Raw genomic sequence first — 26,340 nt, 5'->3', positions numbered from 1 at the left:
ACGATCAGCTCGTTCGGGTTCGCGCATGCGCTCCGGAAAGCCGGCGATGCACGAGCAGCAACAGAGGTGTCGATACCATCGAGAGCGCGACGACCAGCGTGACCAGCGCTGCCTGCCGCTGATCGATGACACGCGCAGCCAGCGATGCGGCCATCACCACGAACGCGAACTCGCCGCCCTGTGACAGCAGGATGGCAAAGTAGCCACGTTGCGCAGGCGGAACTTCAAATCGATTCGCAAGAAACCACTGCGCAATCGTTTTGATGCCGACCAGTGCCACGACAAGCACGCCAACCCGTAGCGGCTCATTCATCAATACACTGAAATCCATCGACATTCCAACCGCGATGAAAAACAGGCCAAGCAACAGGCCTTTGAATGGCGCCATGTCGACTTCGACTTCGTGGCGATAATCCGAGTCCGCGAGCAGCACGCCCGCGACGAACGCGCCCAGGGACATCGACAGATGAACGCTCTCCATGAGGAGCGCGATGCCGATGATCCAGAGCAGTGCGAAAGCGGTGAAGATCTCCGGCACACCGGTGCTCCGTATCACACGCAACACGACGTGCAGCAGATAGCGACCCGCCAGCGCTATCGCGCCCAGCATGGCGATCGCCTTCAAGGTCACGAGCCAGCCGGGTTCCGCCGCGGGCGTGGGCACGGCGGGGCCGAGCAGCGGCAGGAGTGCAATCAGCGGAATAGCCGCCATGTCCTGGAACAGGAGGATGCCGAAGCCCGCACGGCCCGTCGGCGTGTCCATCAACTTGCGCTCCTGGAGCTCGGACATCACCATTGCCGTCGATGACAGCGAAAGCGCAAGCCCGCCGGTCAATGCAATGCGCCAGGGCAATCCCAAGAGCAGAAAGATCCCCGACAACGCGCCGGCACAGACGATCATTTGCATGGCGCCGTAGCCAAAGATGCTGCGGCGCATCGCCCACAGCGCGTCGACCCTCATCTCGAGCCCGATTACGAACATCATCAACACGATGCCCAGCTCGGAAAAATGGAGGATCGCGTCGACATCGGTCACCAGTTGCAGCACCCACGGACCGATCATGACGCCTGCCACCAGATAGCCGAGCACTGCCCCGAAGCCGAAGCGGACCGCAAGCGGCACGGTGATCAGCGCCGACGCAAGGAAGATCACCATGTCGATGAGCAGCTTTGTCATGCGCTGTCCTCCTGAATCGATTGACGACAAAGGGGATTCACTTGCACGAGCCGATTAGTCGAGGGTAGTCGACGGCGCGAGGAGGAAGAAGCAAACGGCTGGCCGCTGTTCGGGCCGGTTCCGCCGTGTCAGTGCCGAGAACTTCGCACCGCGCGCAACAGCGAGTCCCCAGCTTCGGTAATGCAAGGGCGCGTGGCGTCGCCAACGAACTGCTTCATCGCGACCAGCTGGCGCTCGAGCAGCGTATCCAGCTCCTGGCGGTCGATGATCTGGTCGGCGGCGTCCTTGACCAGCATGAGTGTCGCGAATTCGTGCGCGCTGAGCATGCCTGTTTCCCCGATCGTTCGAGTACGCGTATGGAAGTCTGCGTCGACTTCGGTGCTTGTAGTTCTGGCCAACCGTTTTCAACGGTCGCATATCACGACGTGTTTTGGAGGTTAGAACGGGCTTCTCGCTGGCGGCAATCCGGAACCTCCCCATATCTGATACTGCGAGTTCAGTCGCTCGTCAACCCGTCAACCCCGTCAACTCATTAGGCGCGTGCATCATTGCGCGTCAGACTCCCGTCCGCAGTGAAGCCCGCGCTCGCGGCGGGCTTCACTTGTGCATGAACGGATACCGCGCTTTTCTGATTCATGGGCTGTTTTTCTTGCGCGGTGCCGGACCATGGGGCGCTCAGATGGAAGTGGAACGCGCGTCTGTCTGCACGCGCTCGACGCCGTGCCCCACCCGAAACAGCGGATGCCGGCGCGCGAGAATGAAGTATGCGAGGCCGCCGACGAGCAACGAGCATTCGAAGCTCAGATCGCCCCAGCCGAGCACATCGCGCATGAGCGGGCTGACGAAGGTAGGCGAATTCGAGAATGCGAGCGACGCGCCGATGCCCAGAAGCCAAGCGATGATCCCCGGCCAGAACACGCCCCCCGTGTACCAGTACGCACCGCTGCCCCACTTCATCCAGTCGTCGGCACGGTAGCGTCCGCCGCGCAGGAAATAGTCCACGACGACGATCGCGGCCCAGGGCGCGGTCCAGAACACCATGTAGTTCAGGAACACCTGATACATGCCGAAGAACTCGCCATAGAACACGGTGACGACCCGGAACGACAGCGTGAACAGCGCGATGATCGCAAGAGAGGTCACGCGGTTGATCGGAATGCGCATCGCGAGCAGGCCGAGGCCGGCGGTGTAACCGTTCGGCACGTTGGCCGCGATGCCGCCGAGAATGATCGCGAACAACAACGGCACGATGAACCACGTCGGCAGAAAGCGCGACAGCTGGCTCACGGGATCTTCCCCGAGCGTGCCGCCGAGAGCGGTCGCGAAGAGTACGCCGATCACTTCACAGAACATCAGCGCGACGAACTGGCCGCCGCCCGCCGCGAGCACGATCTTCTTCCAGCTCGTTTCCGCCGGAAAATAGCGGCTGTAGTCGGAGGCGAAGTTGGCCCAGCCGATCGGATACGAGAACACGATGCCCATCGCGATGAGCCATGTGCTGAACGATCCGCCGCCGTGATTCACCTGCGAGGCAATCGCGAGACTCGTATGCGGCAGCACGAACCATGCAAGGCCGGCGAACAGCACCGCAAGCACGAGCGCGATCCACTTCTCCGCCGCAATGATGGTTGCGTGCCCGAAAATCGCCAGAATGATTTCCGCGGCGAGAATGATCGCGAGCGATACCCACACGACCATGTGACTATGAAAGCCGCTCATTTTCAGGAGCGTTTCCAGCGCTTGCGTCGCGACGACGGAGTTGATCGAGAACCAGCTCAACGCGGATATCAGGCTGACCGCTTTCGGCAGAAACGAGCCAATCTGCCCGAACGAGCTGCGCGATGTCATGATGCCCGACGTGCCCGTCTTCGGTCCCATGATCGTGGTGAGACCGAGCACGAGACAGCCGAAGAAATTGCCGACGAGAATCGCCAGAAGCGCCTGCCACAGCGACAAACCTTGCGACAACGCGAGCGCGCCCGTCACCACGACCACGTAATTCGTATTCGCGCCGATCCACATCTTGAAGAGCTCGCCGGGCGTGCCGTGCCGGTCTTCACGCGGAATCGGATCGATGGCGTGCTGCTCGATGCTCCACGCCTTGTCCGCCGCTACTTCCGTGCCTTGATGCGTGCTCATGGCTTGCCTCCGTTCGATCGTGCGTCATATGCTTCGCGCAGCGCATTGACAATGCCGTCGACGCAGACGTCGAACAGCAGTTGGCCCTTCTCCGCCGTCGCGTTGGCCGCGGACGAAAGACATCCGGAAGCGGGCGTCCATTCGGGAATCGTCGGGAAGACGTCGTAGGGCGGAAACGTCGCCGCTGCATGAGTCGGCACGCGCGACATATCGACGAGATGCGGATGAAGGTGCAGCATCAGCGAGGTTTCCAGCACGCCGCCATGCTCGACGGCCCAGCCCGGAAAGCCTTCGGGATAGATGCGCGCGATGGTTGCATCGGTAACGAAGTCCCAGTACGACAGCATCACGACCTGAAAATCGTGCACGTTCTCCCAGCGCAACTCGCGCAATGCGAGGTCGATGCCTTCCACGGCGAACATCGAATTCTCGAAGTGGCCGTTGATGAGGCAGACCTTGCGCGCGCCATGCCGCGCGAATTCCTTGAGAATGTCCTTCACCGTCGATGACAACGTGTGGCCGTCGAGACTCGTCGTGCCGCACAGATGATTGCCGCCGCCGCTTTTCTGCTGCGATTTATAGCCGTATGCGATTGCCGGCGCGACGAGCGCGCCGATTCTCTCCGCGACGCCGATACCGATCGCGCTCGGCAGCAGCACGTCCGGATTCATCGACATGTGCGGGCCGTGCTGCTCCAGTGCGCCGATCGGAATCAGCACGGGCTGACCAACGCCTATGCGTCGCGCATACTCGGGCCACGCGAGCTCGCCTATTACCACGCTCTCTTTCATCTCCCCCTCCCCTTCTCCTGCTAATGGGTGGGCATGAAGCGCCCGCGGCGCGCGCCGCGGGCCTCATGCACGAACGTCGCTCAGGCAGCGATGATGTTGCGCTCCGGCCCATACGGGAAGCCGGTGATATTCGTCGCGCCCTTCTCGCCGACGACGAGAATATCGTGCTCACGATAGCCGCCCGCGCCCGGCAAGCCTTGCGGCAGCATGATCATCGGTTCCATCGACACGACCATGTTGGGCTGAAGCACCGTCTCGATGTCCTCGCGCAATTCAAGCCCCGCTTCGCGCCCGTAGTAATGCGAGAGCACGCCGAACGAGTGACCGTAACCGAACGTGCGGTATTGCAGGACGCCGTATTCGGCATAGATCTTGTTGAGCTCGCTGGCGATATCGCAGCAACGCGCGCCCGGTTTGATGAGTTTCAGCCCTGCCTCATGCACCTCGACATTGATCTTCCACAAACGCAGATGCTCGTCGGAACAGTGATCGAAGAACATCGTGCGTTCGAGTGCGGTGTAGTAGCCCGCGATCATCGAGAAGCAGTTCAGGCTCAGGATGTCGCCCTTTTGCACCTTGCGGGTGGTGACGGGGTTATGCGCGCCATCCGTGTTGATGCCGGACTGAAACCAGGTCCAGGTGTCCATCAGCTCCGAATCGGGAAAACGCCGCGCGATCTCGCGCACCATCGCCTGCGTCGATGCGAGCGCGACTTCGTGCTCGGGCACGCCTTCATGCACCGCCGCCGCGAGGGCCGCGCCGCCCACGTCGCACACATTCGCGCCGTGCCGGATCACCTCGATCTCTTCGGCGGACTTGATCATGCGCATGCGCATGGTCTGAGCGCTGATATCGACGAATTCGACGGACGGCAACGCGGCCTTCAACTTCGTAAGCGTTTCGACGGGAAGCTGATCGAACTCCACGCCCACGCGGCCCCTGTTGTCGATTTCACCTTGCACCGCACGGAAGAAATTGTCGCGCTGCCAGTCCGTATAGACAACGTTATAGTCGCCGACGGTGCGCCGCCACGGCTGTCCGCCATCGATGTTCGCCGAAATCGACACGACTTTCCTCGGCGTCACGACGAGCCCGTACTTGCGGCCAAACGAGCAGTACAGGAAATCCGCGTAGTAGTTGATGTTGTGATAGGACGTGAACAGCACCGCGTCGATGTTCTCGCGCGCCATCAGATCGCGCAGCTTGCCTTGACGGTTCGCATATTCGGCGTCGGAGAACGTGTGCTTGGCCTTCTCGCCATTCTCGATCCGGATGAGGTTCTCCATTTTCATGCGCTCTTCTCCTTGGTGAAAAGTCGGTTGGTGTGAGCGAATGGTAGGAGCCTCAGGCTTTGAAACATTTCCCGATTCGACACGGAATATCGCTGTTTTCGACATCGAGGGTTAACCACGACCGGCGCCTCGCACGGTCGTACGAGGCGCACGGCAACGGCGTATCAGGGGGTCAAAGCGCCTTCTGATAGCGCCTGCGATCCGCGATTGGCGAGATGTTGAACTGCGCCTTGTAGCGCGTGGAGAAGTGCGTGAGAGACGTGAAGCCCGTGCGTGCGCAAACTTCCTCGAGCGGCCGTGCCGTGCGATACAGGATCTGACGCGCACGCAGCAGTCGTATTTCGAGGTAGGCCTGCGCCGGTGTCTTGTCGAGACGCTCGCGGAACCATCGTTCGAGCTGGCGCTGCGAGACCTTGATGAACGCGGCAATCTCCGCGACGCTCAGCGTTTCCTCGACATTGCTTTCCATCACCTGCAGCGCTTCATCGAGCTTCGTATGCTCCTCGCCGATATATTGACGCAAGGACGTGACCTGGCGCTCTTCGCCGCGCCGCCGCTCCGCGACGAGCAGTTCGAGCACGCGCGCGGCCAGCGACGGACTGCCGGGCGGCCGTCCGAGCAGATGCACCATGAGATCCAGTGGCGCGACGCCGCCGCTGCATGTGAAGCGGTCGCGATCCACTTCATAGAGACGATTGGAAACAGTGAGCTTCGGAAACTGCTCCAGCAGCACGTCCTGATCTTCCCAGTGAATCGTGCAGCGATAGCCGTTCAACAGGCCCGCGCGAGCGAGAAAGTAACTGCCGGTATCGAGGCCGCCGAGCGCGACGCCATGACGCGCCTGCAAGCGCAGCCAGTCCATGACGGCGCCGATGCCCTTGCGCGGTATCGGATTGGGCCCGACGACGAAGACAGCGTCGAACTTTGCCGCCGAGGACATGGACGTGTTCGGAATCACCTGGATGCCGTCACTGGAACGCACGGCATCGCCGTTCGTGCCGATCAGCGCATAGTCGTACACCGTTCGCTCGACGAGCATGTTCGCGATGCGCAGCGGATCCACGGCCGTGCCGAGCGCGATCAGCGAAAAGTTGTCCAACAGAAGGAATCCGATCCGAAGCGTTCGCAAGTCGTGCAAGCTCGGATTCGCCTGCTTTTTCGGATGCGGTTTGACACCGGATGACATGGACGACCCACGCGATAAAGTTGAAAGGCTCGCGAATCATAGCGCCAAGATCGCAATTTGCTTTCGTCACGCCGCCGTTGCACGCGCTGGTAGCGGACGCCCTGATCCAAGCCACGATAGCCACGGCATAGCCCGCTACAATGAATGTAGCCAAACAGCCAGGAACGATCAGCCATGCATCTTCGTTCGAAGCCGCGAATGCGGAAGCGGAAAGCCTGGCGCGCCGCAATCGCCGTGTGTCTCGCACTCGCGTTGCCGCCGCTGTCGGCAGTGGTTCACGCGGAAAAGCCGGGCGTCAGTTTTTCGACATTGGAGCCGGGCGCGCCACTGCCCGCGGGATGGAAAAATCTGCCGGTCGTGCGCGGAAAACCGATGACGCAATACACGCTCGTCCGCGACGGCCAGACCACCGTTCTGCAAGCCGACGCGAACCGCTCGGCCTCCGCCCTGATGCACGAAGGCGATATCGATCTGGCTCAGACGCCCGTCGTGGCATGGCGCTGGAAAGCTGAAAAGGCCATCGAAGGCGCGGACAACCGGACCGGGTCCAAGGAAGATGCGCCCGCGCGACTGGTGTTCGTCTTCGACGGCGACAAAAGCAAGCTGTCGCTTTACGACCGGGCCAGCATGGAAGTGGCGAAGCGCATGGGCGGTCAGGATCTGCCCTATGCCACGCTCATGTATGTCTGGTCCACCACGGCCGCGCCGGACAGCGTCATCGCGAATCCTCATACCGGGCGCGTACAGATGATCGTCGTCTCCGGCCGGCCCGGCGATGCGGGTGAATGGCAAACCTTGCGCCGCAACATCGTGCAAGACTACGAGAAAGTCTTTCACGAGGCGCCAGGACGGATCACGGGCTATGGCCTGCTGAGCGACACCGACAATACCGGTGCTACGGCGCGCGCGTGGTATGGAGACATCCAGCTGCTGCCCGGGCCGTGACGATACGGCGTGAAGCGGCCCAGGCGCGATCGAGCGCGGCCCATGTTTTCGGGCCCACCGTCCGCATCGAAGACGCCGTCAACGGGCAGGGCCGCCTTCATCGGTGCCGGGTGGCTCATCGCGAGAAACGGAAGCTATCGCCGGGCCGGGCGGCACGATATGAATCACAGCCGGCGGACTTGCCGCGCGCGCACCGGCGAAGCCCGCCTGACGATCCTCCGACGCTTCTTCAGGGCTCTTTTCGTGCGGCTTGACAGTCGACCGGATCACCATGATTTTGTTTAGTATGTCGAACCAGAACGGCGCGCCGAGCGTGATGGCGAAGGCGGTGAGAAGCCAGCCGAGCGGCTTCATGAACCAGCCGTGGTAGGCGTTCCAGAACGGCGTCAGCCGGTCGACCAGCGTGGTGTCTCGCGCAGATTGCGCCGCTTTGTCGATGGCGGCGGCTTCTGCCTTCGCCCTGTCGAGCGCCTGCTGCGCGTTCTCCCTGAACAGGAAGTCCCAGCCGATGGGAAGCTGCAGACTCCTGATCTGATCCTGGACGTCGCTGTAGTTCTTCGCGAGAAACGCCGGATCGGTCGAGGCGAGGCTGGCCTGCGCGACGATCGCCCCGCGCTGCGTCTCATTGCGATAGAGGTAATCGGCGAGGGTGATGGTATCGACATTGAACCCCACAGCGGTCACGAGGCCGATCCACAACAGCACGCCCTGGGTCGAGCGCTTGTAGCGGCCCGAGACGCGATCCATCGCGCTGTCGTACCAATGTTCGAGATTCTTCCGCGCCTTCTCGAGATCGCCCTGCGCCGTGTCGAGTGCCGCCAGCACGGCGCGCTGCACGGCCGGGTTCGCGATCGTGCCGATATTCTTCCGGATGTCCTCGATCGTGACGGCCCGCGCCAACGCTGCATCGGGCTGCGCCGGGTCCGTGGCAACCTGGCCCGACGAGGGCCCCGGCCCGCGCGCGATGATATCCATCAGCGCCGCCGCGAAGCTTGCCGCGGGAATGTAGGCGGGCAGCCGCTTGCCGCCCGTGAGCGGGCCCGCTATTTTCCCCACGGCGATCGGCGTGTAATTACCCGGAAACAGGCTATAGATGAGCGGATGCTCGTAGAACGACTTGGCGAGATCCTTGCCCTCGGCGTCGAACAGCAACTCGCGGATGCCGCTCTCGAGATACGACGCGCGAGTGCGGAGAAATCCCTCGATCCCCTCGCGCAAGGCCGTGCACATCAGGCTGAGAAGCAGATAGATGAAGACAATGCCGGTAGCGACTTCGAGTATGGCCGAGTTGAACATCATGCCCCCTTCGCCAGGTCATGCAATAAAGGCATGAACGCGAGCCGTCCGCCGCCTCCTGACCATTCAAGTCATTCTAGGCAGCGGAAAGCGGGACTTCAATGCGACCTTCGGTACTCGCGCGCGCGGATGAGTCGGAGCCGGCAATCGGCCAATGACCTGGCGTTAGCGCAAGAACCAATCCGGCATGACGCGTTCGTTCGGCATCCGCATCATGCCGCGGCGTCTGTGCGGCCGGAAGCCGTCACGCGCCTCGGCTGCGTCAACATCGCGGGCTGCAGGATGTCATCGAGTTGCGACTGGCTCAGAAGCCCCTTCTCGATCACGATCTGCGCCACGCTCTTGCCGGACATGAGCGCCTCCTTCGCGACTTCCGTCGAATGCGTATAGCCGATATACGGATTGAGCGCCGTCACGATGCCGATCGAGCTTTCGAGAATCGCGCGCAAGCGCTCGCGATTCGCCGTGATGCCGTCGACACATTTCGACGCGAGCGTGAGACACCCCGCCCGCAAATGCGCGACGCTCTTGAAAAGGCTATGCGCGATGATCGGCTCGAACGCGTTGAGCTGAAGCTGGCCTGCCTCGGCGGCGAAGCTCACCGTCACGTCATTGCCGATGACTTCGAACGCGATCTGATTGACGACCTCCGGAATCACCGGGTTCACCTTGCCCGGCATGATGCTCGAGCCCGCCTGAACCGGCGGCAGGTTGATCTCGCCGAGACCCGCGCGCGGCCCGCTCGCGAGCAGCCGCAGATCGTTGCAGGTCTTCGAAAGCTTGACCGCGACGCGCTTCAGCACGCCCGAAAGCTGCACGAACGCGCCGACATCCTGCGTCGCTTCCACAAGATTCGGCGACGTCGTGAGCGCGATGCCGGTCACATCGCTCAGATGCCTGCACGCGAGCTGCGCATACTCCGGATGCGTGTTGATGCCCGTGCCGATCGCCGTCGCGCCCAGGTTGATCTCGCAGATCAGCCTGGCCGCTTCCCTGAGACGCTCCTCGTCCTCGCCCAGCATCACCGCGAACGTGCTGAACTCCTGGCCGAGCGTCATCGGAACGGCATCCTGAAGCTGCGTGCGGCCCATCTTCAGATCGTTGCCGAACTCCACCGCCTTGCGTTCGAACGACGCGCGCAGCACGCCCATCGCATCGACGAGCTGCATGATGCCCGCGTACGTGGCGATCTTGAGCGCGGTCGGATAGACATCGTTGGTGCTCTGGCCGAGGTTCACGTCCTCGTTCGGATGCAGCACGCCATATTCGCCGCGCTGATGCCCCAGATGTTCGAGCGCGAGATTGGCGATGACCTCGTTCGCGTTCATGTTGGTCGAGGTGCCCGCTCCGCCCTGAATGACATCGACGACGAAGTGCTCGTGCGCGGTGCCCGAGCGCACTTGCCTGCACGCTTGCACGATCGCCTGCATCTTCACTTCGCTCAGAAGGCCGAGATCGTAGTTCGCGAGTGCCGCGGCTTCCTTCACGCTCGCCAGTGCGTTGACGAGATTCGGATACACGGAGATGGGAATGCCCGTGATGGGAAAGTTCTGCAGCGCGCGCAGCGTGTGCACGCCGTAATACGCGGTCGCGGGCACGGCGAGATCGCCGAGAAGGTCGTGTTCGATACGTTCGGTCGGTGCAAGCATGTCTTCCTCTCAGTGCTGAAATCGATGGGCGAACGAAGTCATCCGGCACACGTCGTGTGCGGGTTTCGTCGCGTTGGCTGGTTGATGCGGTGAGGTATTAATGCGGCGGCGCGGCCGCATACGCGACGCATCGCCTTGCGAGCACATCGGTCGGATCGATGACGCTCGCGCGCGCGCCGTTCGCGCCGACGACATGCGCTTCCCGCAACAGAAGCGGCAGCTCCGTGCAGCCGAGGATGATGACCTCGACGCCCTCGGCGATAAGCCCGTCGATCGCCGCGGCGATATCATCCTGGCACTGCCCGGTCGTGAATCCGGCCTTCACGCCCTGCGTGCCGTAGATGGCTTCCATCACGCGCGCCTGCAATGCGGGGCCGGGAACGACCTGCCGCAGGCCTTGCGATGCGAGCGCTTTCTCGTACACGCCGCTCGCGATCGTGCCTGATGTGGCGAGCACGCCCACCGAGCGCAGCGCGGGAAACGACTCGCGCAGATAACGCACCGTCACCGTCAGCATGTTCACGATAGGCACGCCGAGATGCGGCTGAATGCGCTCGACGAACGCATGCGCCGTATTACACGGAATCGCGATGAGATCCGCGCCGCCCGCTTCGAGCTTCTTGCAGGTCGCATAGAGCGAGATCGTCGGATCGGGGCCGTTGCCGATGAGGTTTTCCGTGCGATCCGGAATTTGCGGATTCTGCTCGACGAGCAGCTTGATATGGTCCTGATCGCGCGTCGCGGGCGTGGCGCGCACGATCTTGTGAATGAAATCGACCGTCGCCGCCGGCCCGACTCCGCCCACCACGCCGACCTTGAAGACAGTCTCGGGCAATTGGTACTGACCGGACACGACGTATTGCGCATACGCGAGATTCGCATCGACGAGCGGCACGCGCAATGCGCCGAGTTCGTCGGCGACGAGCGCGATCTCCGTGAGCCCCGGCACGATGATATTGGCGCCCTGCGCGATGAGGTCCTCGCAGGCCGCGCGCAACAGTTCGACGGGACGGCCGCGCAGATTGCCGCTCTTCACGCCATCGGCGCCGTAGACGGCTTCGGTGACGAGATCGGCGCCATCACGCGCGCGCGCGTGGATCACTTCGAACTCGGGCGCCGCGAAATATTTCTCGAACAATGCCTTGCGCCGCGTATAGGCCGACGCGAGCACGCCCACGCGGCGCACGGACGGAAACTTTCTGCGCACGTGACTGCGGACCGCTTCGATCATGTCGACGATCTGCAGCGGCGAATTGGCCTTCAGTTCGTCGATGAACGTATGACTGAGAAAGCACGGCAGCACGACCGTAGTGACGCCGCGCTTCTCGAAGCTGCTGATCAGATCGAAGATATACAGCTTGCGCTGGGTGAGCGTGTCGCTGTCTGCATCGGCGCTGCGAAAGGGCTGCTGCTCGAAGATCGCGTCGAAGTGCTCGGCGTCGCGCGTGGCGGGCGTCGACTTGATCAGCTTGAAGAAAACGTCCGCGCTCGCGAGCGGACCGAGTCCGCCCACGACACCGAACTTGCGCGCGAGCGCCGCGTCCTTGCTGCTCATTTCGTCTCGCCTTCGAATTGGCCGAACGAAGGCGTGGCCATTGCCGCGCGGCGCTCGTGCCGTGCAGCGCGCTTGCCTTCCCACTTCGCAATGGCCGCCGTCGCGATGCTGTTGCCGATCACGTTGGTCGCCGTGCGTCCCATGTCGAGAATCTGGTCGATGGCGAGCACGAGCACGACGCCCGATGGCGGCAGATGGAACATCGGCGCGACGGCCGCGACGACCACCACCGATCCGCGCGCGACACCCGCCATGCCCTTGCTGCTCACCATGAGCACGAGCAGCATCACGATCTGCGTGCCGATCGGCATGTCGATGCCGAAGGCCTGCGCGATGAAGATCGCCGCGAACGCCTGATACATCATCGAGCCGTCGAGATTGAACGCGTAGCCGAGCGGCAAGGTGAAGCCGACCACTTTCTTGTCGACGCCGAATTCCTCCAGCTTCTCGGTCAGACGCGGATACGCCGCTTCGCTGCTCGCGGTGGAGAAGGCGAGCATCGCCGGTTCGCGGATCGACTTGAGCAAGGTCCAGACCGGCTTGCCGAGGAACGCGTATCCCGCGAGGATGAGCGCGCCCCACAGGAGCGCGAGCCCCGCATAGAAGCTCGCGACGAGCTTGCCGTACGTGGTGAGCACATCGAGCCCGTGCACCGTGATCGCCGATGCCAGCGCGCCGAACACACCGATGGGCGCGAGGCGCATCACATAGTCGGTCAGCTTCAGCATCGCGGGCACGAGCCCTTCGACGCCCGCGATCAGCGGCGCGACGCGCGGGTCCGACTTGATCACGCTGAGCACGATCCCGAACAGCACGGAAAAGACGAGGATCTGGAGGATATCGTTGCGCGCCATCGCATCGAGGATGCTGGTGGGAAACGCGTGCGTCACGAAGTCCTTGAAGTTGAGGCCGGAGGTGTTGAGGCCCGTGGCGACATCGGCGCTCGTCTGGGTCATGTGCAGGCCCGCGCCGGGTTGCAGCAGGTTCGCGAGCACGAGCCCGAGCGCGAGCGAAAACAGCGACGCGCTCACGAACCACGCGATCGAGCGCAGGCCGATCCGGCGCACGTCGCTCGTGCCTTCCATGCCCGCGAGGCCCGAGACGAGTGTCGCGAAGACGAGCGGCGCAATGATCATCTTCACGAGCCGCAGGAAGATATCCGTGACGATGGAAAAGTACCCGGCGATGACCTTGGCGTGCTCGGCATCCGCCGCCGTGCGATGGCATACATAACCGACAGCCACGCCGAGCACCATGCCGGCGAGGATATAGAGGGTGAGTCGATTCTTCATGTGTCTCCGTCCTGGGATGACGCACGAACGGTCGATCTTGACCGCTGCGCGCTCGGGAATGGCTCGCGCATCGAGGTTCGACGCGCTGCTTCTTATGTGTCAGGACGGAATCTTAGGGAAGGCAGAAAAAACGTGAATGCTAGTGCTGCATATGGCTATGCAATTTTCGCATAGCAGGGAATACCGTTAACCGGCAGACCTGGCGGAAATCCGTAGATGGCTCCATAGCGTGTCGAGCAATTCGCTGCGATTCGTGATGTCGCGGTACACGCGCAGTTCGAGCGCCAGTTGCCACTCGGCGCGCCCGGCGGCAACGAGCTCGCCGGCATCGAGCTCGGCGGCGATCGAGCTCTTCGGCAGCCACGCCACGCCCTCGCCTTCCAGCACGAGCTTCTTCACGACCTCGGCCATGTCGGACTCGTAATGCAGCCGCAATGCGGGCGATGCCTTCGTCTGCTCCATCAGAAGCGCGAAGCAGCGGCCGAAGTAGCTCGTCTCCGTATAGGCGATGAACGGCATCGGACGATCGTGCACGCCGGGCAGGCGGTACATGGGCGCGAGCCGCTGATTGGGCCTGCACACCGGCATGAACGTGTCGACGCCAACGGTCACGTACTCGTACTTCGAAGGATCGAGATGCAGCGGCAACCGCGGATGGTGATAGCCGAACATCAGCTCGCAGTTGCCGTTGACGAGCATGAGGATCGAATCGTGGACGTTCGCGGGAATGACCCGCGCGCGCACTTCGCCGATATGTTTTGCGAGCGTGCGCAGCCACGCGGGCAGGAAATTTAGCGCGATGGTATGACCCGCCGCGATCTGCAGGCTCTTGCCCGAGATGCGCTGCTCCGTGCGGATGATGGCGCGCGTGTCGAACAGCTTGTCGAGGATGTCTTCGGCGGCGTCGCGAAACAGTTGTCCCGCCGGCGTGAGCGTCGGCGGAAAGCCGCTGCGGTCGACGAGATCGGCGCCGACCCATTGCTCGAGCGACTGGATGCGTCTGCTGAACCCGGACTGCGTGACGTTGCGGGACTCCGCCGCGCGCGAAAAGCTTTGATATCGGGCGAGCGCGATGAAGTCCTCGATCCACTTGATTTCCATGAGCCATCCGTCTCCGATACGCGACGAATGAGCTCGCCGCTACGAGCCGGAAATTCTACGCTCGCCCATGCCTTACGCGATCTGCGCGATGCGCAGCAGATTCGTCGTGCCCGGCGTGCCGAAGGGCATGCCCGCCGAAATGACGACGGTATCGCCCGTCGTGCCGAACCCTTCCTCGCGCACGGTTTCGCAGGCGAGCTCGCTCACTTCGAGCATGTCGACCACTTCCTTGCACACGACCGGATGCACGCCCCAGACGAGCGCGAGACGGCGCGCCGTGCCGATCTGCGGCGTCATGCCGACGATCGGCGCGCACGGCCGCTCGCGCGCCATCCGCAAGGCCGAGTAACCGGAGCTCGTGTAGGCGACGGTGGCGGCTGCATCGAGCAGACCCGTGACGTGGCGCATCGCGTAGCCGATCGCATCCGATGTATTCGCGCGCGGCGCCGCGTGCGAAGCGGCGATCACTTCCCGGTAGTACGGGTCGCGTTCGGTCTGCGCGATGATGAGGTCCATCATCCGCACCGCTTCGACGGGATACTTGCCGCTCGCCGATTCGGCGGACAGCATCACCGCGTCGGCGCCGTCGTAGATCGCGGTCGCGACATCCGATGCTTCGGCGCGCGTAGGCACCGGCGCCGCGACCATCGACTCCAGCATTTGCGTGGCCACGATCACCGGCTTGCCCGCCTTGCGGCACGCGCGCACGATGCGCTTCTGGATCGCGGGCACTTGCTCCGCGGGCATCTCGACGCCGAGATCGCCGCGCGCGACCATCACGGCATCGGCTTCATCGACGATCGCATCGAGACTGCCGATGGCCGCGGGCTTCTCCAGCTTCGCGACGATGCCCACGCGATCCCCGACGATCTTTCGCACCTCGAGAATGTCCTCGACACGCTGCACGAACGACAACGCGAGCCAGTCGATGCCGAGCGTGAGGCCGAAGCCGAGATCGCGCCGGTCCTTTTCCGTCATCGCCGAGAGCGGCAGCACGACATCGGGCACGTTGACACCCTTGCGCTCGGAAAGCGGACCGCCGACGATCACGGTCGTTTCGGCGAAGTCCGGCCCGCAACGTTCGACGCACAGCTGCACGCGGCCATCGTCGAGCAGCAGGTTCGTCTGTTCCTTAAGCGCCGCGAAGATTTCCGGATGCGGCAGCGCGACGCGCGTGACATCGCCGGGGTTCGTCGCGTCGAGATCGAGCCGGAAGCGCGCGCCCTTCTCCAGCGTGATCGGGCCGTTCGCGAAGGTGCCGATGCGCAGCTTGGGGCCTTGCAGATCGAGCAGCACGCCGATAGGCCGGCCCGCGTCCTTCTCGACAGCGCGGATGATTTCGAGGCGGCGCTGATGATCGTCGTGCGTGCCGTGGCTGAAGTTCAGACGGAACACATCGGCGCCCGCCTTGTGCAGCGCTTCGATGGTTTCATGGCTCGTGCTCGCGGGACCCAGCGTGGCGACGATCCTGGCATTTCGCGTTCGGCGCATGTCGGTCGGCTCCGTTCAGGCGGCGTTGGCCGCTTTGGTGTCGATCAGCGCGCACACGGCATCGGTGACTTGCGCCGTGGTCGCGGTGCCGCCGAGGTCGCGCGTGTGCAGCGACTTGTCGGACGTCACGGCTTCGATCGCCCGCATGACGCGCTTCGCGGCGTCGAATTCGCCGAGATGTTCCAGCATCATGACGACCGACCAGAACGTGCCGACCGGATTCGCCAGCCCCTTGCCCATGATGTCGAACGCGGAGCCGTGGATCGGCTCGAACATCGACGGATAGCGGCGCTCCGGATCGATGTTGCCCGTCGGCGCGATGCCGAGGCTGCCCGCGAGCGCGGCGGCGAGATCGCTGAGAATGTCGGCGTGCAGGTTCGTCGCGACGATCGTATCGAGGGACTCGGGACGGTTGACCATGCGCGCGGTCGATGCATCCACCAGTTCCTTGTCCCATTTGACGTCCGGGAATTCCTTCGCGATTTCGCCCGCGATCTCGTCCCACATCACCATTGCGTGACGTTGCGCGTTGCTCTTCGTGATGACCGTCAGCAGCTTGCGGGGGCGCGATTGCGCGAGGCGGAACGCGAAACGCAGAATGCGCTCGACGCCCGCGCGCGTCAGGATCGAGACATCGGTGGCGGCTTCGATCGGATGACCCTGATGCACGCGGCCGCCCACGCCCGAGTATTCGCCTTCCGAGTTCTCGCGCACGATCACCCAGTTCAGGTCTTCGGGCTTGCAGCGCTTGAGCGGCGCGTCGATGCCGGGCAGGATGCGCGTCGGACGGACGTTCGCGTATTGATCGAAACCCTGGCAGATCTTCAGGCGCAGGCCCCACAGCGTGATGTGATCGGGCACGTCAGGATCGCCCGCCGAGCCGAACAGGATCGCGTCCTTGTCGCGGATCGCATCGAGACCGTCCTCGGGCATCATCACGCCGTGCTGGCGGTAGTAATCCGCGCCCCAGTCGAAGTTCTCGAACTCGAATGCGAACGACCGGCTCGACTTCGCGAGCGCTTCGAGCACTTGCTGACCGGCGGGAACGACTTCCTTGCCAATGCCGTCGCCGGGAATGGTCGCGATGCGATAGGTCTTCATGTCTCTGTCTCCGTGGAATGTCTGTGTGAACGAACTCTACCCACATTCCAGCTTCAAAACCGCTGCTAAACTTAAAGTATCGTTAACTTTGATTCACGAATCATCGCGATGTCCGATACCGTCCAGCCTGCCGATCTGAGCTTCTTTTCGACGCTTTCCGCCGCCGGCAGCCTGAGCGCGGCGGCGCGTGAGCTGGGCCTGACGGCGGCCGCCGTGAGCAAGCGTCTGTCGCAGATGGAAACACGCGCGGGCGTCGCGCTCGTCAACCGGACCACGCGCCGGATGATGCTCACGCCGGAAGGCGAGCTCTATCTCGAACGCGCACGCCGGATTCTCGACGAAATCGATGAACTATCGGAACTGCTCGGCTCCGCAAAGCAGAGCCCGAAGGGTTTGCTGCGCGTGAACGCGACGCTCGGCTTCGGGCGCAGCCACGTCGCGCCGGTGATATCGCGGTTCGTCGCGCAGCATCCGCAGGTATCGGTGCAGCTTCAGTTGTCGGTGACGCCGCCGCCTTTGACCGACGATGCCTTCGATGTCTGCATCCGTTTCGGCGAGCCGCCGGATACGCGCGTGGTCGCGCGGCGGCTCGCGGCGAACCGGCGCCTCTTGTGCGCCGCGCCTTCCTACATTGCGGCGCGCGGCATGCCGCTCACCGCGCACGATCTCACGCGCCACAACTGCATCGGCATTCGCCAGGGCGACGAAGCGTATGGCGTGTGGCGGCTGACATCGGGCCGGGGGACATCGCGCAAGACGGAGGCCGTGCGCATCAACGGCACGCTGACGACGAACGACGGCGAGATCGCGGTCAAATGGGCACTCGAAGGGCACGGCATTCTGATGCGCGCCGAATGGGACCTCGGGCAATATCTCGCGGACGGTTCGCTCGTTCGCGTGCTTCCCGATCACGAAACGCCGAACGCGGATATCTTCGCCGTCTATTCCCAGCGCCACCAGATGTCGAACCGCATTCGCGCGTTCGTCGATTTCATCGCTCACGAGCTCAAGGGCGAAGTGGCCCGGCGCGGGTCGTGACCGCCATCTTGGCTACCAGTTGGAACTGACCGGCGACGGACCGTCGGCGTGCTGGCCGAGATAGCCGCGCAGATGCTCGACGAAACACGCCACTTTCGCGGAGAGATTCAGGCGCTCGGGATAGACCGCGTAGATATCGGCGGGCGGCGTGTCGTAGTCGGTCAGCACCTGCACGAGCCGTCCGCTGCGAAGATACTTGGCGATATCCCATTCCGCGCGCATCAGGATGCCGTGCCCTTCCAGCGCCCAGTTGAGCGCCACTTCGCCATCGTTCGTGCTCAGCTTGCCGTGCACCTTGATGGTCTCCGTGCGCCCGCCCCGGCTTAAGCGCCAGTTGCCATACGCGCTTTCGTTCTGCCGCAGCACGATGCACTGATGCTGCGTCAGATCGTGCGGATGAGCCGGTTCGCCGGCTGCGCGCAGGTATCCGGGCGATGAAACGAGCAGCCGCCGGTTCGACGCGATCCTCTTCGCGATCAGACGCGAATCCGGCATCTCGCCGAAGCGCACGGAAACGTCGATGCTTTCGTCGGGCAGGCTGACGGGCCGGTCGGTGAGATGCAACTGGACTTCGACATCGGGAAAACTCTGGCTGAACACCGAAATCGCCGGACCGATATAAGACCGCCCGAAACCCAGCGGCGCATTCACGCGCAACAGTCCTTTAGGCGCGGCCCGGCTGCTGGAGACGAGCCGCTCCATGTCGTCGATGTCGCTCAATATGCGCTGCGCGTTCGCGAAGTAGACCTCGCCTTCGCTCGTCAGGCTGATCCGCCGCGTCGTGCGGTTGAGAAGACGCACGCCCAGCCGGTCTTCCATCGCCGAAAGCCGCCGCGAAACCGCCGGTGGCGTCAGGTTCAATTCCCGCGCCGTCGAGGCGAGACTGCCCTGCTTCACCAGCAGACAAAAGAAGCCCAGCTCCGAGTCCATGTTCATTCGTGAGTTTTTTGCAATGATGTATTAAGTTTAGATCGATTCATACGCGTTTCCATCGGTTTTAACCTTGGTTCCGGATAGAGCGAAGCCGCGCAAGACGGTCGCGACATCGATTGGTCATCGGATAAAGGAGACATTCCATGGATATGGATCTGGAAAAACGTACCCTGCGCAAGGTCAGCTGGCGCATCGTGCCGTTCATCATGCTGCTGTACTTCATCGCCTACATCGACCGGGTCAACATCGGCTTTGCCTCCCTCACGATGAAAACCGATCTGGGCTTCACCGCCTCGATCCTCGGTTTCGGCGCCGGCATCTTCTTCTGGGGCTACTTCCTGTTCGAAGTGCCCTCCAACATCGTCCTGCACAAGGTCGGCGCCCGCATGTGGATTGCCCGCGTGATGGTCACGTGGGGCATCATTTCCGCGACGATGGCCTTCGTCACCGGGCCGACCAGCTTCTACATCATCCGCTTTCTGCTCGGCGCGGCCGAAGCGGGCTTCTTCCCGGGCATCATCCTGTACCTCAGCTACTGGTTCCCGGCCCGCCGCCGCGCGGGTGTGACGGCGTTCTTCATGGCCGCCGCGCCAATTTCCACCGCCATCGGCTCGCCGCTCTCCGCCGCGCTGCTCGAAATGAACGGCGTGATGGGCCTGCACGGCTGGCAATGGATGTTCATTCTCGAAGCCATCCCCGCGCTCATCCTGGGTGTCGTCGTGTTCTTCTACATGACCGACAAGCCCGAAAAGGCGAAGTGGCTGAAGGACGACGAGCGTGCATGGCTGGTCAATGTGATGAACGCGGAAACCGCGAGCCGGGCCTCGGCCGGCGCGAAGCACGGCATCATCAGCGGTCTCGCTAATCCTCGCGTGCTGGCCTTGTCGCTGATCTACTTCGGCACGTCGGCGGGCCTGTACACGCTCGGCATCTGGGCGCCGCAGATCATCAAGCAACTGGGCGTCTCGTCGATGACGGTGGGCCTGCTCAATGCGATTCCGCCCGTCGTCTCGGTCATCGCGATGGTCTTCTGGTCGCGCCACTCCGACCGCACCGGCGAGCGCACCTGGCACGTCGTGCTGGCCTGCGTGGCGGCGACGGTCGGTCTCGTGGTCGCGGCAATGGCCAATAGCGTCGTCGGGCTGATCGCCGCGCTGACGCTCGTGAATATCGGCATCAGCTGCGCGAAGCCGCCCCTGTGGACCATGCCGACGATGTTCCTCTCCGGCGCCGCGGCGGCCACGGGCATCGCCACCATCAATTCGATCGGCAATCTCGGCGGCTTCGTCGGCCCCGCGATGATCGGCTGGATGAAGGATCGGACCGGCAGCTTCAGCGGCGGACTCTATTTCGTCGCGGGCCTGCTCGTGCTCTCCGCCGTGCTCACGCTGCTGCTGGCACGCACGCAGAAATCGCCCGTCACGCCCGGTAATGCAGCCGTGCATTGAAACCAGACGCGCCCCCGTCCCAACAATACGTCGTCAGAGGAATGCAACATGGAAAAGGAAGCAGCCGTTCAGTCCGTCACGGACACCATGGCGAAATTCACCGCCTATATCGGCAAGCGTCTGCCCAAGGATGTGAAGGCGAAGCTCGCCGAACTGCGCACGCTGGAAACGAATCCGCTCGCCAAGTCGATCTATGACTCGATGGATGGCAATCAGGAAGCCGCCGACAAGCTCGACCGCCCGAGCTGCCAGGACACCGGCGTGATCCAGTATTTCGTCGAAGCCGGCGCGAAGTTTCCGCTGCTCGGAGAACTGGAAGAGATCCTGCGCGAAGCCACCGCGGGCGCGACGAAAATGGGCCCGCTGCGCCACAACGCCGTCGAAACCTTCGACGAGAAGAACACCGGCACCAACACCGGCACGCAGATTCCCTGGCTGGACTGGCGCATCGTGCCGGAAAAGGATAGCTGCACCATCGACGTGTACATGGCCGGCGGCGGCTGCACGCTGCCCGGCGCGGCCAAGGTGCTGATGCCGGGGCAAGGCTACGAAGGCGTCGCGGAGTTCGTGATGGATGTCATCACCGAGCGCGGCGTGAATGCGTGCCCGCCGCTGCTCGTCGGCATCGGCGTGTCGACATCGGTCGAGACCGCGGCGCGGCTCTCCAAGCTCGCGATCCTGCGGCCGGTCGATTCGAAGAGCGACAACCCCCGCGCCGCACTGATGGAAGAACTGCTCGAGGACGGGCTCAATGAGATCGGCATCGGACCGCAAGGCCTGAAGGGCAACAACAGCGTGATGGGCGTGAATATCGAGTCGTCGGCGCGCCATCCGTCGACTATCGGCGTCGCTATCAATACCGGCTGCTGGGCGCACCGGCGCGGCAAGATCCGCATCAATGCCGACCTGTCGTACGAAATCCTTTCCCACGAAGGAGTGGTGCTGTGAAAAAAGTTTTGACCACCCCCATCAAGAGCGAAGATCTTGAAGACCTCAATGTCGGCGACGTCGTCTATCTGACTGGCCGGCTCGTCACCTGCCGCGATGTCGCGCATCGAAGACTGATCGAGCAGGGCCGGGAATTGCCCGTCGATCTCGAAGGCGGCGCTATCTTTCACGCGGGCCCGATCGTCCGCAAGAAAGACGACGGCAGCTTCGAAATGGTGTCCATCGGCCCGACGACGAGCATGCGCATGGAGAAGTTCGAGCGCGAGTTCATCGAGCAGACCGGCGTGAAGCTGATCGTCGGCAAAGGCGGCATGGGCCCCGAGACTGCTGCGGGCTGTCAGGAGCACAAGGCCGTGCACGCGATCTTTCCGGGCGGCTGCGCGGTACTAGCCGCGACGCTGGTCGAGGAAATCGAAGGCGCGGAGTGGCAGGATCTGGGCATGCCGGAAACCTTGTGGATCAACCGCGTCAGGGAATTCGGCCCGCTGATCATTTCGATCGACACCAAGGGCAATAACCTGATCCAGCAGAACAAGGCGGTGTTCAACGAGAAAAAGAAGCCGATTCTCGACAGGATCAGCGAGCAGCTCAGCTTCATCAAGTAAGCGGTGTTGCGGCCGGCCCGCGGTGCCTTGCCCGGGCCGCCGCGCGCCGGCTAGCTCGCCGGACGCAGGTAGGCGAGCAGCATGTCGAGATGCATCGCGGAAATGGCCTCCTGACGAGGTTTCTCCGCATAGTTCCGGCCCGTGAACGCGTCGATCGTGTAGCGGTTGGACACGATGTAGTAGCCCATGCCGACGAGCGTCACGTAAAAATCCAGCGGATCGATACCGGCGCGAAACTGCCCCGCCGCCGTGCCGCGCTCGAGCGTCACGCGCACCAGGTCAACCACCGGCGAGAGCGCCTCGAGCAATCGGCTCGAACGTTCGAGGTATCGCCCTTCGTGCAGATTTTCGTTATTGACGAGGCTCAACCACTGCGGGTTGTCCCGCAGATGAGTCCAGATGGAGCGCGCCAGCTCGCGAATCGCGTCGGCTGGCTGCATGCCGGACAGATCGAGCTTTGCCTCCCGCTCCGCGAACTGCGCGTACATCGCTTCGAGCACCGCGACATACAGGCCTTCCTTGCTCGTGAAGTAGTAGTAAAGCATGCGTTCGTTCGTGCCTGCCGCCGTGGCAATGGCATCGACGCGCGCGCCCGCGAGCCCGAACTTCGTGAACTGTTCGGTGGCGGCTTCGAGAATGCGCCGTCGCGTGCCTTCCGGATCTCGTTTTACTCGTTGTTCGCTCATATCTTTGCGGTCACGGATTAAATTTCGACAGTCACTTAATAGCTCCATTATGCCGAGCGTCATGGGCCAAGCATAGCTCTGTGAATACGGATTGTCGCCGCCTTGACGACGAGAAAATGAAACGCTAGTTGAAAGCGGCGGAAAAGCTTGCGCCGACAACTTCAGTCTGGACGCTCGCTCGGGCCCGGTTCGTATCGAAAGATATGCAGGCGCTACAATCGCAGGGGTCTATCTGTGGACTCATAGCCAATGAACGCGCCAATGCCACACGAGAATTCATCATCCGGACGACGGCTCGAACAGGCTCGCCGCCTGCTCGCACTTGCCCAGACGGGGCTGCACTATACGACTGGCGTCTTCGACAAGGAGCGATACGAAGAAATAGCGGCGATCGCTCATGCGCAAATCGCCGAAATCGCCTCGATGAAAACTGATCAGGTGGCCGAACTGTTTTCGTTCGAGGAAGGGTACGCCAATCCGAAGCTCGATGTCAGGTGCGCGGTGTTCGACGAGGCCGGACAGATCCTGCTCGTGCGCGAAGCAGCCGATGGACATTGGTCGCTTCCCGGCGGCTGGGCCGACGTGGGATTGTCTCCCGCGGAGAACGCCGCCAAGGAAGTGCGGGAGGAAAGCGGCTATACCGTCGAGATCGTTCGCCTGCTCGCGGCGTGGGACACGGCCAAGCATCCTCATCCGCCGTCGGTCTTCCATATCTGGAAGCTCGTGTTTCTCGGCGAGATCGTACGCGCGGGCGAAGTGATCGGCGTGGAAACGGATGCGGTCGGGTTTTTCAGTCTCGATGCGCTTCCGTCGCTGTCGCTGGGCCGGATCATGCCGCAGCAGATTCAGCGACTCGATGAACTGCGACGCGGCGGCGGCATCGATTTCGATTGAAACGGGGCGCCGCCCGCTCATCGACGTGCCATCTCGACGCTCTTCGGGAAAGCCCGCGAAGTCGCCGGTGCGCGGACGCCGCTGTTGGCCGGGTTGATGGCGAAGCTTTCAAGGGTGTTTGCGCGGAAGACAGTTAGTTGCCTTTCAAGTTGCGCTTTTACTTCGCACTCCGATATAGATTCCGCCGTATAGCACTGTTGCGAGGACTCGGGACGCGCATGCCACCCACGATCTGACGAAACCGCGCGTTTTGGAGTATTCGTTACATGAAGTTGGTGTATCGTCAGGCCACTGCTTTCGCTCAAAGCGGGTGGACTGCGCCAATCTATAATCGTATGAAACTCCAGGCCGCCTTTATCGAAGTGTTGATCCGCATCGGAGGACCAGATGGAATCTGCCTTTGACGTTTATGCGGGATTCGAAATCTCAGTCGCTACCCGGCGCAATGAACGCGGCGCGTGGGTCGCGAACCTCAACGTGAGCCGCGATGGCCAGGCCGCGTTCGCCCCCTGGCCCGAGACCGTGCAGCCGGAATGGCGCACCGCTGACGAAGCCGTGCGCGACGGAATCGAACGGGCGCGGCGGATCATCAGGCAACACCTGAACGGCAGTGACACTCACTCCTGGGTGGTGACGCGCCGGCACGCGCAAACGTGGTTCATCACGGAAACCGAACGGAGCTCCGGCCACACCTTCACGCCGGGCAGTTGAGGCATCTTCTCATCCCGGATGCATCTTTCCAGGTTGCGCCGGGGTCTCACGCAATACCTCGCCTTTCGGCGAAGCAAGCGAAGTCAGCAGGCATTCACGCGCGGTTCGCGCCCGAAAGACGCGGGCCTTCGCCGTGACGTGTCGATCGAATCAATCAACCGCTTCACGCAATCCAACTCTTCAGATGCCCGACAACACACCAGAACCTCAAGCCGTCTGTGACCCGATTTCCCGGAGCGCGATCTTCATCGTCGCCACCGTTTCCCGCGCCGAAGGCAAGGCCGATGTCGTGCGCTCATGGTGCGGCGATATCGCGGCGCTGGTCCGCGCGGTCGGCATGCGCGCGCCGACCGCGAACCTGTCCTGCGTATGCGGCTTCGGCTCCGATGCGTGGGAACTGCTCTTCGGCGCGCCGCGTCCCGCGTCGCTGCATCCGTTTCGCGAGTTCGGCTCGGGCGATCGGCGCGCAATCGCGACACCCGGCGACATCCTCCTGCATATCCGCGCGGATCATATGGACCTGTGCTTCGAGCTCGCGTCGCAGATGCTCAACAAGCTCGGCGATTCGGTCACGGTCGTCGACGAGGTGCACGGCTTCCGCTACTTCGATCTGCGCGACATGGTCGGCTTCGTCGACGGCACCGAGAACCCGACAGGCAAGAGCGCCGCGAATTACACGATCATCGGTGACGATGATCCGGCTTTCGCCGGCGGCAGCTACGTGATCGTGCAGAAGTATCTGCACGATCTGGACGCATGGAACGGACTGACCGTCGAGCAGCAGGAAAAGATCATCGGCCGGGAGAAGCTTTCCGATGTCGAACTGGATGCGGCCGTGAAGCCCTCGTGCTCGCACAGCTCGCTCACGACGATCGACGAGAACGGCGAGGAAGTGAAGATCCTGCGCCACAACATGGCTTTCGGCCGGCCGGGCGCGAAGGAGTTCGGCACGTATTTCATCGGCTATGCGCGCACGCCGAAGCCGATCGAGCAGATGATGGAAAACATGTTCGTCGGCCGGCCGCCTGGCAACTACGACCGGCTGCTCGACTACAGCCGCGCGGTGACGGGCGGCCTCTTCTTCGTGCCGTCCACCGACCTGCTCGACGAACTTCCCGACCGTATTCCCGATGCCGCGACCGCTTCGATCGAAGAAAGCCAGCGCGAGGATGGTCGCGAAGGCACATTGAACATTGGCTCACTCAAAGGAACGCCACAACATGAATAATCTGCATCGAGAGCTCGCGCCCGTCTCCAGCGCCGCATGGGCGCAGATCGAAGCCGAAGTCGCACGCACCTTCAAGCGCGCCCTCGCGGGCCGCCGCGTCGTCGATGTGAAGAGCCCCGGCGGCACGGCGCTATCGGGCATCGGCACGGGACATCAGACCAACATCGCCTCGCCGAAGAAAGGCGTCTCGGCGAAGCTGTATGAAGTGAGGCAGCTCGTGCAACTCACGGTGCCGTTCACGTTGCAGCGCGAGGCCATCGACAGCGTGGAGCGCGGCTCCAACGACGGCGACTGGCAACCCGCGAAGACCGCCGCGAACGAGCTGGCGCTCGCCGAGGATGGCGCCATCTTCGACGGCTTCGCGGCTGCGGGCATCGTCGGCATTCGCGAAGGCAGCTCGAACGCGCCCACGTTGTTGCCCGCGGATGTCGCCGATTATCCCGCCGCCATCAGCCAGGCGCTCGAGAAGCTTCGGCTTGCCGGCGTCGATGGCCCCTACTCCGTGCTGCTCGGCGCGGATGCCTATACCGCGCTCGCGGAAGCAAGCGATCAGGGCTATCCGGTCATCCAGCATATCAAGCGCATCGTCAGCGGCGATCTCATATGGGCGCCCGCGCTGCAGGGCGGCTGCGTGCTGTCGACGCGCGGTGGCGATTACGAACTGCATATCGGACAGGACTTGTCGATCGGCTACACGAGCCATACCGATACGGCCGTCCAACTCTATCTGCGCGAAACGCTCACGTTCCTGATGCTCACGAGCGAGGCGTCCGTTTCCATCCCGGCAGGTGAATAGCGGTATATATGAAGCGTGGCGGCCCTGTCACGCCACGC

General features: G+C 62.9%; 24 protein-coding genes and 1 pseudogene. 10 read left to right on the top strand and 15 right to left on the bottom strand.

The window, feature by feature from the left end; genetic code table 11:
* Nucleotides 1-4: 4 nt before the first annotated feature.
* The 6 genes from AC1Z32_RS36640 to AC1Z32_RS36615 all read right to left on the bottom strand — a co-directional run bounded on the left by AC1Z32_RS36640 (nt 5) and on the right by AC1Z32_RS36615 (nt 6,585).
* Entirely contained in the window at nt 5-1,177 is a 1,173-nt protein-coding gene (locus AC1Z32_RS36640; protein ID WP_483483757.1) for a monovalent cation:proton antiporter-2 (CPA2) family protein, read from the bottom strand.
* 128 nt (nt 1,178-1,305) lie between these two features.
* A complete protein-coding gene (locus AC1Z32_RS36635; RefSeq protein ID WP_483483756.1) occupies nt 1,306-1,503 on the bottom strand; it encodes a hypothetical protein in 198 nt (65 codons plus the stop codon).
* A gap of 349 nt (nt 1,504-1,852) precedes the next feature.
* The gene (locus tag AC1Z32_RS36630; RefSeq protein ID WP_483483755.1) at nt 1,853-3,316 is read right to left on the bottom strand and encodes a purine-cytosine permease family protein; all 1,464 of its coding nucleotides are present in this window, start codon (nt 3,314-3,316) and stop codon (nt 1,853-1,855) included.
* Nucleotides 3,313-4,107, bottom strand: coding sequence for a creatininase (locus AC1Z32_RS36625; protein WP_483483754.1), 795 nt, complete (start codon nt 4,105-4,107; stop codon nt 3,313-3,315). Before AC1Z32_RS36625 ends, AC1Z32_RS36630 begins: the two co-directional genes overlap by 4 nt.
* A gap of 80 nt (nt 4,108-4,187) precedes the next feature.
* Nucleotides 4,188-5,399 (bottom strand): M24 family metallopeptidase, encoded by a 1,212-nt coding sequence (locus tag AC1Z32_RS36620; RefSeq protein WP_483483753.1) that lies wholly within the window; start codon nt 5,397-5,399, stop codon nt 4,188-4,190.
* 172 nt (nt 5,400-5,571) lie between these two features.
* On the bottom strand, nt 5,572-6,585 hold the full coding sequence (locus AC1Z32_RS36615) for a GlxA family transcriptional regulator (RefSeq protein WP_483483752.1): 1,014 nt from the start codon (nt 6,583-6,585) through the stop codon (nt 5,572-5,574).
* A 174-nt stretch (nt 6,586-6,759) separates the two neighbouring features.
* On the opposite strand from AC1Z32_RS36615, the gene AC1Z32_RS36610 reads away from it, so the two are divergent.
* A complete protein-coding gene (locus AC1Z32_RS36610) occupies nt 6,760-7,530 on the top strand; it encodes a DUF3047 domain-containing protein (RefSeq protein WP_483483751.1) in 771 nt (256 codons plus the stop codon).
* Nucleotides 7,531-7,608: 78 nt separating this feature from the next.
* On the opposite strand, the gene AC1Z32_RS36605 is transcribed toward AC1Z32_RS36610, so the two are convergent.
* From AC1Z32_RS36605 to AC1Z32_RS36575, 7 genes are all read right to left on the bottom strand, one after another.
* Nucleotides 7,609-8,829, bottom strand: coding sequence for a hypothetical protein (locus AC1Z32_RS36605; RefSeq protein ID WP_483483750.1), 1,221 nt, complete (start codon nt 8,827-8,829; stop codon nt 7,609-7,611).
* A gap of 209 nt (nt 8,830-9,038) precedes the next feature.
* Nucleotides 9,039-10,475, bottom strand: coding sequence for an aspartate ammonia-lyase (gene aspA / locus AC1Z32_RS36600; protein WP_483483749.1), 1,437 nt, complete (start codon nt 10,473-10,475; stop codon nt 9,039-9,041).
* 97 nt (nt 10,476-10,572) lie between these two features.
* Nucleotides 10,573-12,030 carry a cysteate racemase gene (gene cuyB, locus AC1Z32_RS36595; RefSeq protein WP_483483748.1) on the bottom strand — a complete coding sequence of 486 codons (1,458 nt, stop codon included), beginning with the start codon at nt 12,028-12,030 and terminating at the stop codon, nt 10,573-10,575.
* A complete protein-coding gene (locus AC1Z32_RS36590; RefSeq protein WP_483483747.1) occupies nt 12,027-13,322 on the bottom strand; it encodes a dicarboxylate/amino acid:cation symporter in 1,296 nt (431 codons plus the stop codon). The genes cuyB and AC1Z32_RS36590 overlap by 4 nt, the downstream gene beginning before the upstream one ends.
* A gap of 186 nt (nt 13,323-13,508) precedes the next feature.
* Nucleotides 13,509-14,423, bottom strand: coding sequence for a LysR substrate-binding domain-containing protein (locus AC1Z32_RS36585; RefSeq protein WP_483483746.1), 915 nt, complete (start codon nt 14,421-14,423; stop codon nt 13,509-13,511).
* A gap of 72 nt (nt 14,424-14,495) precedes the next feature.
* A complete protein-coding gene (gene pyk / locus AC1Z32_RS36580; protein WP_483483745.1) occupies nt 14,496-15,914 on the bottom strand; it encodes a pyruvate kinase in 1,419 nt (472 codons plus the stop codon).
* A 15-nt stretch (nt 15,915-15,929) separates the two neighbouring features.
* Nucleotides 15,930-17,015: a tartrate dehydrogenase gene (locus AC1Z32_RS36575; protein WP_483483744.1), complete on the bottom strand. Its 1,086-nt coding sequence runs from the start codon at nt 17,013-17,015 to the stop codon at nt 15,930-15,932.
* 108 nt (nt 17,016-17,123) lie between these two features.
* Between AC1Z32_RS36575 and AC1Z32_RS36570 the strand changes: the two genes are divergently transcribed.
* Entirely contained in the window at nt 17,124-18,053 is a 930-nt protein-coding gene (locus AC1Z32_RS36570; protein WP_062607068.1) for a LysR substrate-binding domain-containing protein, read from the top strand.
* 12 nt (nt 18,054-18,065) lie between these two features.
* Here AC1Z32_RS36570 and AC1Z32_RS36565 read toward each other — a convergent pair whose 3' ends face one another.
* A complete protein-coding gene (locus AC1Z32_RS36565; protein WP_483483743.1) occupies nt 18,066-18,989 on the bottom strand; it encodes a LysR family transcriptional regulator in 924 nt (307 codons plus the stop codon).
* A 140-nt stretch (nt 18,990-19,129) separates the two neighbouring features.
* Here AC1Z32_RS36565 and AC1Z32_RS36560 point away from each other — a divergent pair, with 140 nt between their 5' ends.
* Genes AC1Z32_RS36560 through ttdB form a run of 3 tightly spaced genes read left to right on the top strand, consistent with a single transcriptional unit; the run spans nt 19,130 to nt 21,987 of the window.
* Complete coding sequence (locus AC1Z32_RS36560; RefSeq protein WP_483483742.1) at nt 19,130-20,434, top strand: MFS transporter; 1,305 nt, start codon at nt 19,130-19,132, stop codon at nt 20,432-20,434.
* Between the two features lie 48 nt (nt 20,435-20,482).
* Nucleotides 20,483-21,382, top strand: coding sequence for a L(+)-tartrate dehydratase subunit alpha (gene ttdA, locus AC1Z32_RS36555; protein WP_483483741.1), 900 nt, complete (start codon nt 20,483-20,485; stop codon nt 21,380-21,382).
* Nucleotides 21,379-21,987 carry a L(+)-tartrate dehydratase subunit beta gene (ttdB, locus tag AC1Z32_RS36550; protein ID WP_483483740.1) on the top strand — a complete coding sequence of 203 codons (609 nt, stop codon included), beginning with the start codon at nt 21,379-21,381 and terminating at the stop codon, nt 21,985-21,987. The genes ttdA and ttdB overlap by 4 nt, the downstream gene beginning before the upstream one ends.
* 50 nt (nt 21,988-22,037) lie before the next feature.
* Here ttdB and AC1Z32_RS36545 read toward each other — a convergent pair whose 3' ends face one another.
* Nucleotides 22,038-22,673, bottom strand: a complete 636-nt coding sequence (locus AC1Z32_RS36545) for a TetR/AcrR family transcriptional regulator (RefSeq protein WP_483483739.1) — start codon at nt 22,671-22,673, stop codon at nt 22,038-22,040.
* A 249-nt stretch (nt 22,674-22,922) separates the two neighbouring features.
* Between AC1Z32_RS36545 and AC1Z32_RS36540 the strand changes: the two are divergent.
* The 5 genes and pseudogenes from AC1Z32_RS36540 to AC1Z32_RS36520 all read left to right on the top strand — a co-directional run.
* Nucleotides 22,923-23,066, top strand: a pseudogene (locus tag AC1Z32_RS36540) (NUDIX hydrolase N-terminal domain-containing protein); the annotation flags it as partial.
* A gap of 30 nt (nt 23,067-23,096) precedes the next feature.
* Entirely contained in the window at nt 23,097-23,567 is a 471-nt protein-coding gene (locus AC1Z32_RS36535) for an NUDIX domain-containing protein (protein ID WP_483484140.1), read from the top strand.
* A 387-nt stretch (nt 23,568-23,954) separates the two neighbouring features.
* Nucleotides 23,955-24,278, top strand: a complete 324-nt coding sequence (locus AC1Z32_RS36530) for a DUF6566 family protein (RefSeq protein ID WP_483483738.1) — start codon at nt 23,955-23,957, stop codon at nt 24,276-24,278.
* Between the two features lie 184 nt (nt 24,279-24,462).
* Nucleotides 24,463-25,506, top strand: coding sequence for a Dyp-type peroxidase (locus AC1Z32_RS36525; RefSeq protein ID WP_483483737.1), 1,044 nt, complete (start codon nt 24,463-24,465; stop codon nt 25,504-25,506).
* Nucleotides 25,499-26,302, top strand: a complete 804-nt coding sequence (locus AC1Z32_RS36520) for a family 1 encapsulin nanocompartment shell protein (protein WP_483483736.1) — start codon at nt 25,499-25,501, stop codon at nt 26,300-26,302. The genes AC1Z32_RS36525 and AC1Z32_RS36520 overlap by 8 nt, the downstream gene beginning before the upstream one ends.
* Nucleotides 26,303-26,340: the final 38 nt, after the last annotated feature.

The sequence above is a fragment of the Caballeronia sp. 11_S32 genome (assembly GCF_056930355.1).
The sequence above is the reverse complement of the archived record's forward strand: the minus strand, read 5'-3'. Positions and strand labels throughout refer to the sequence as shown.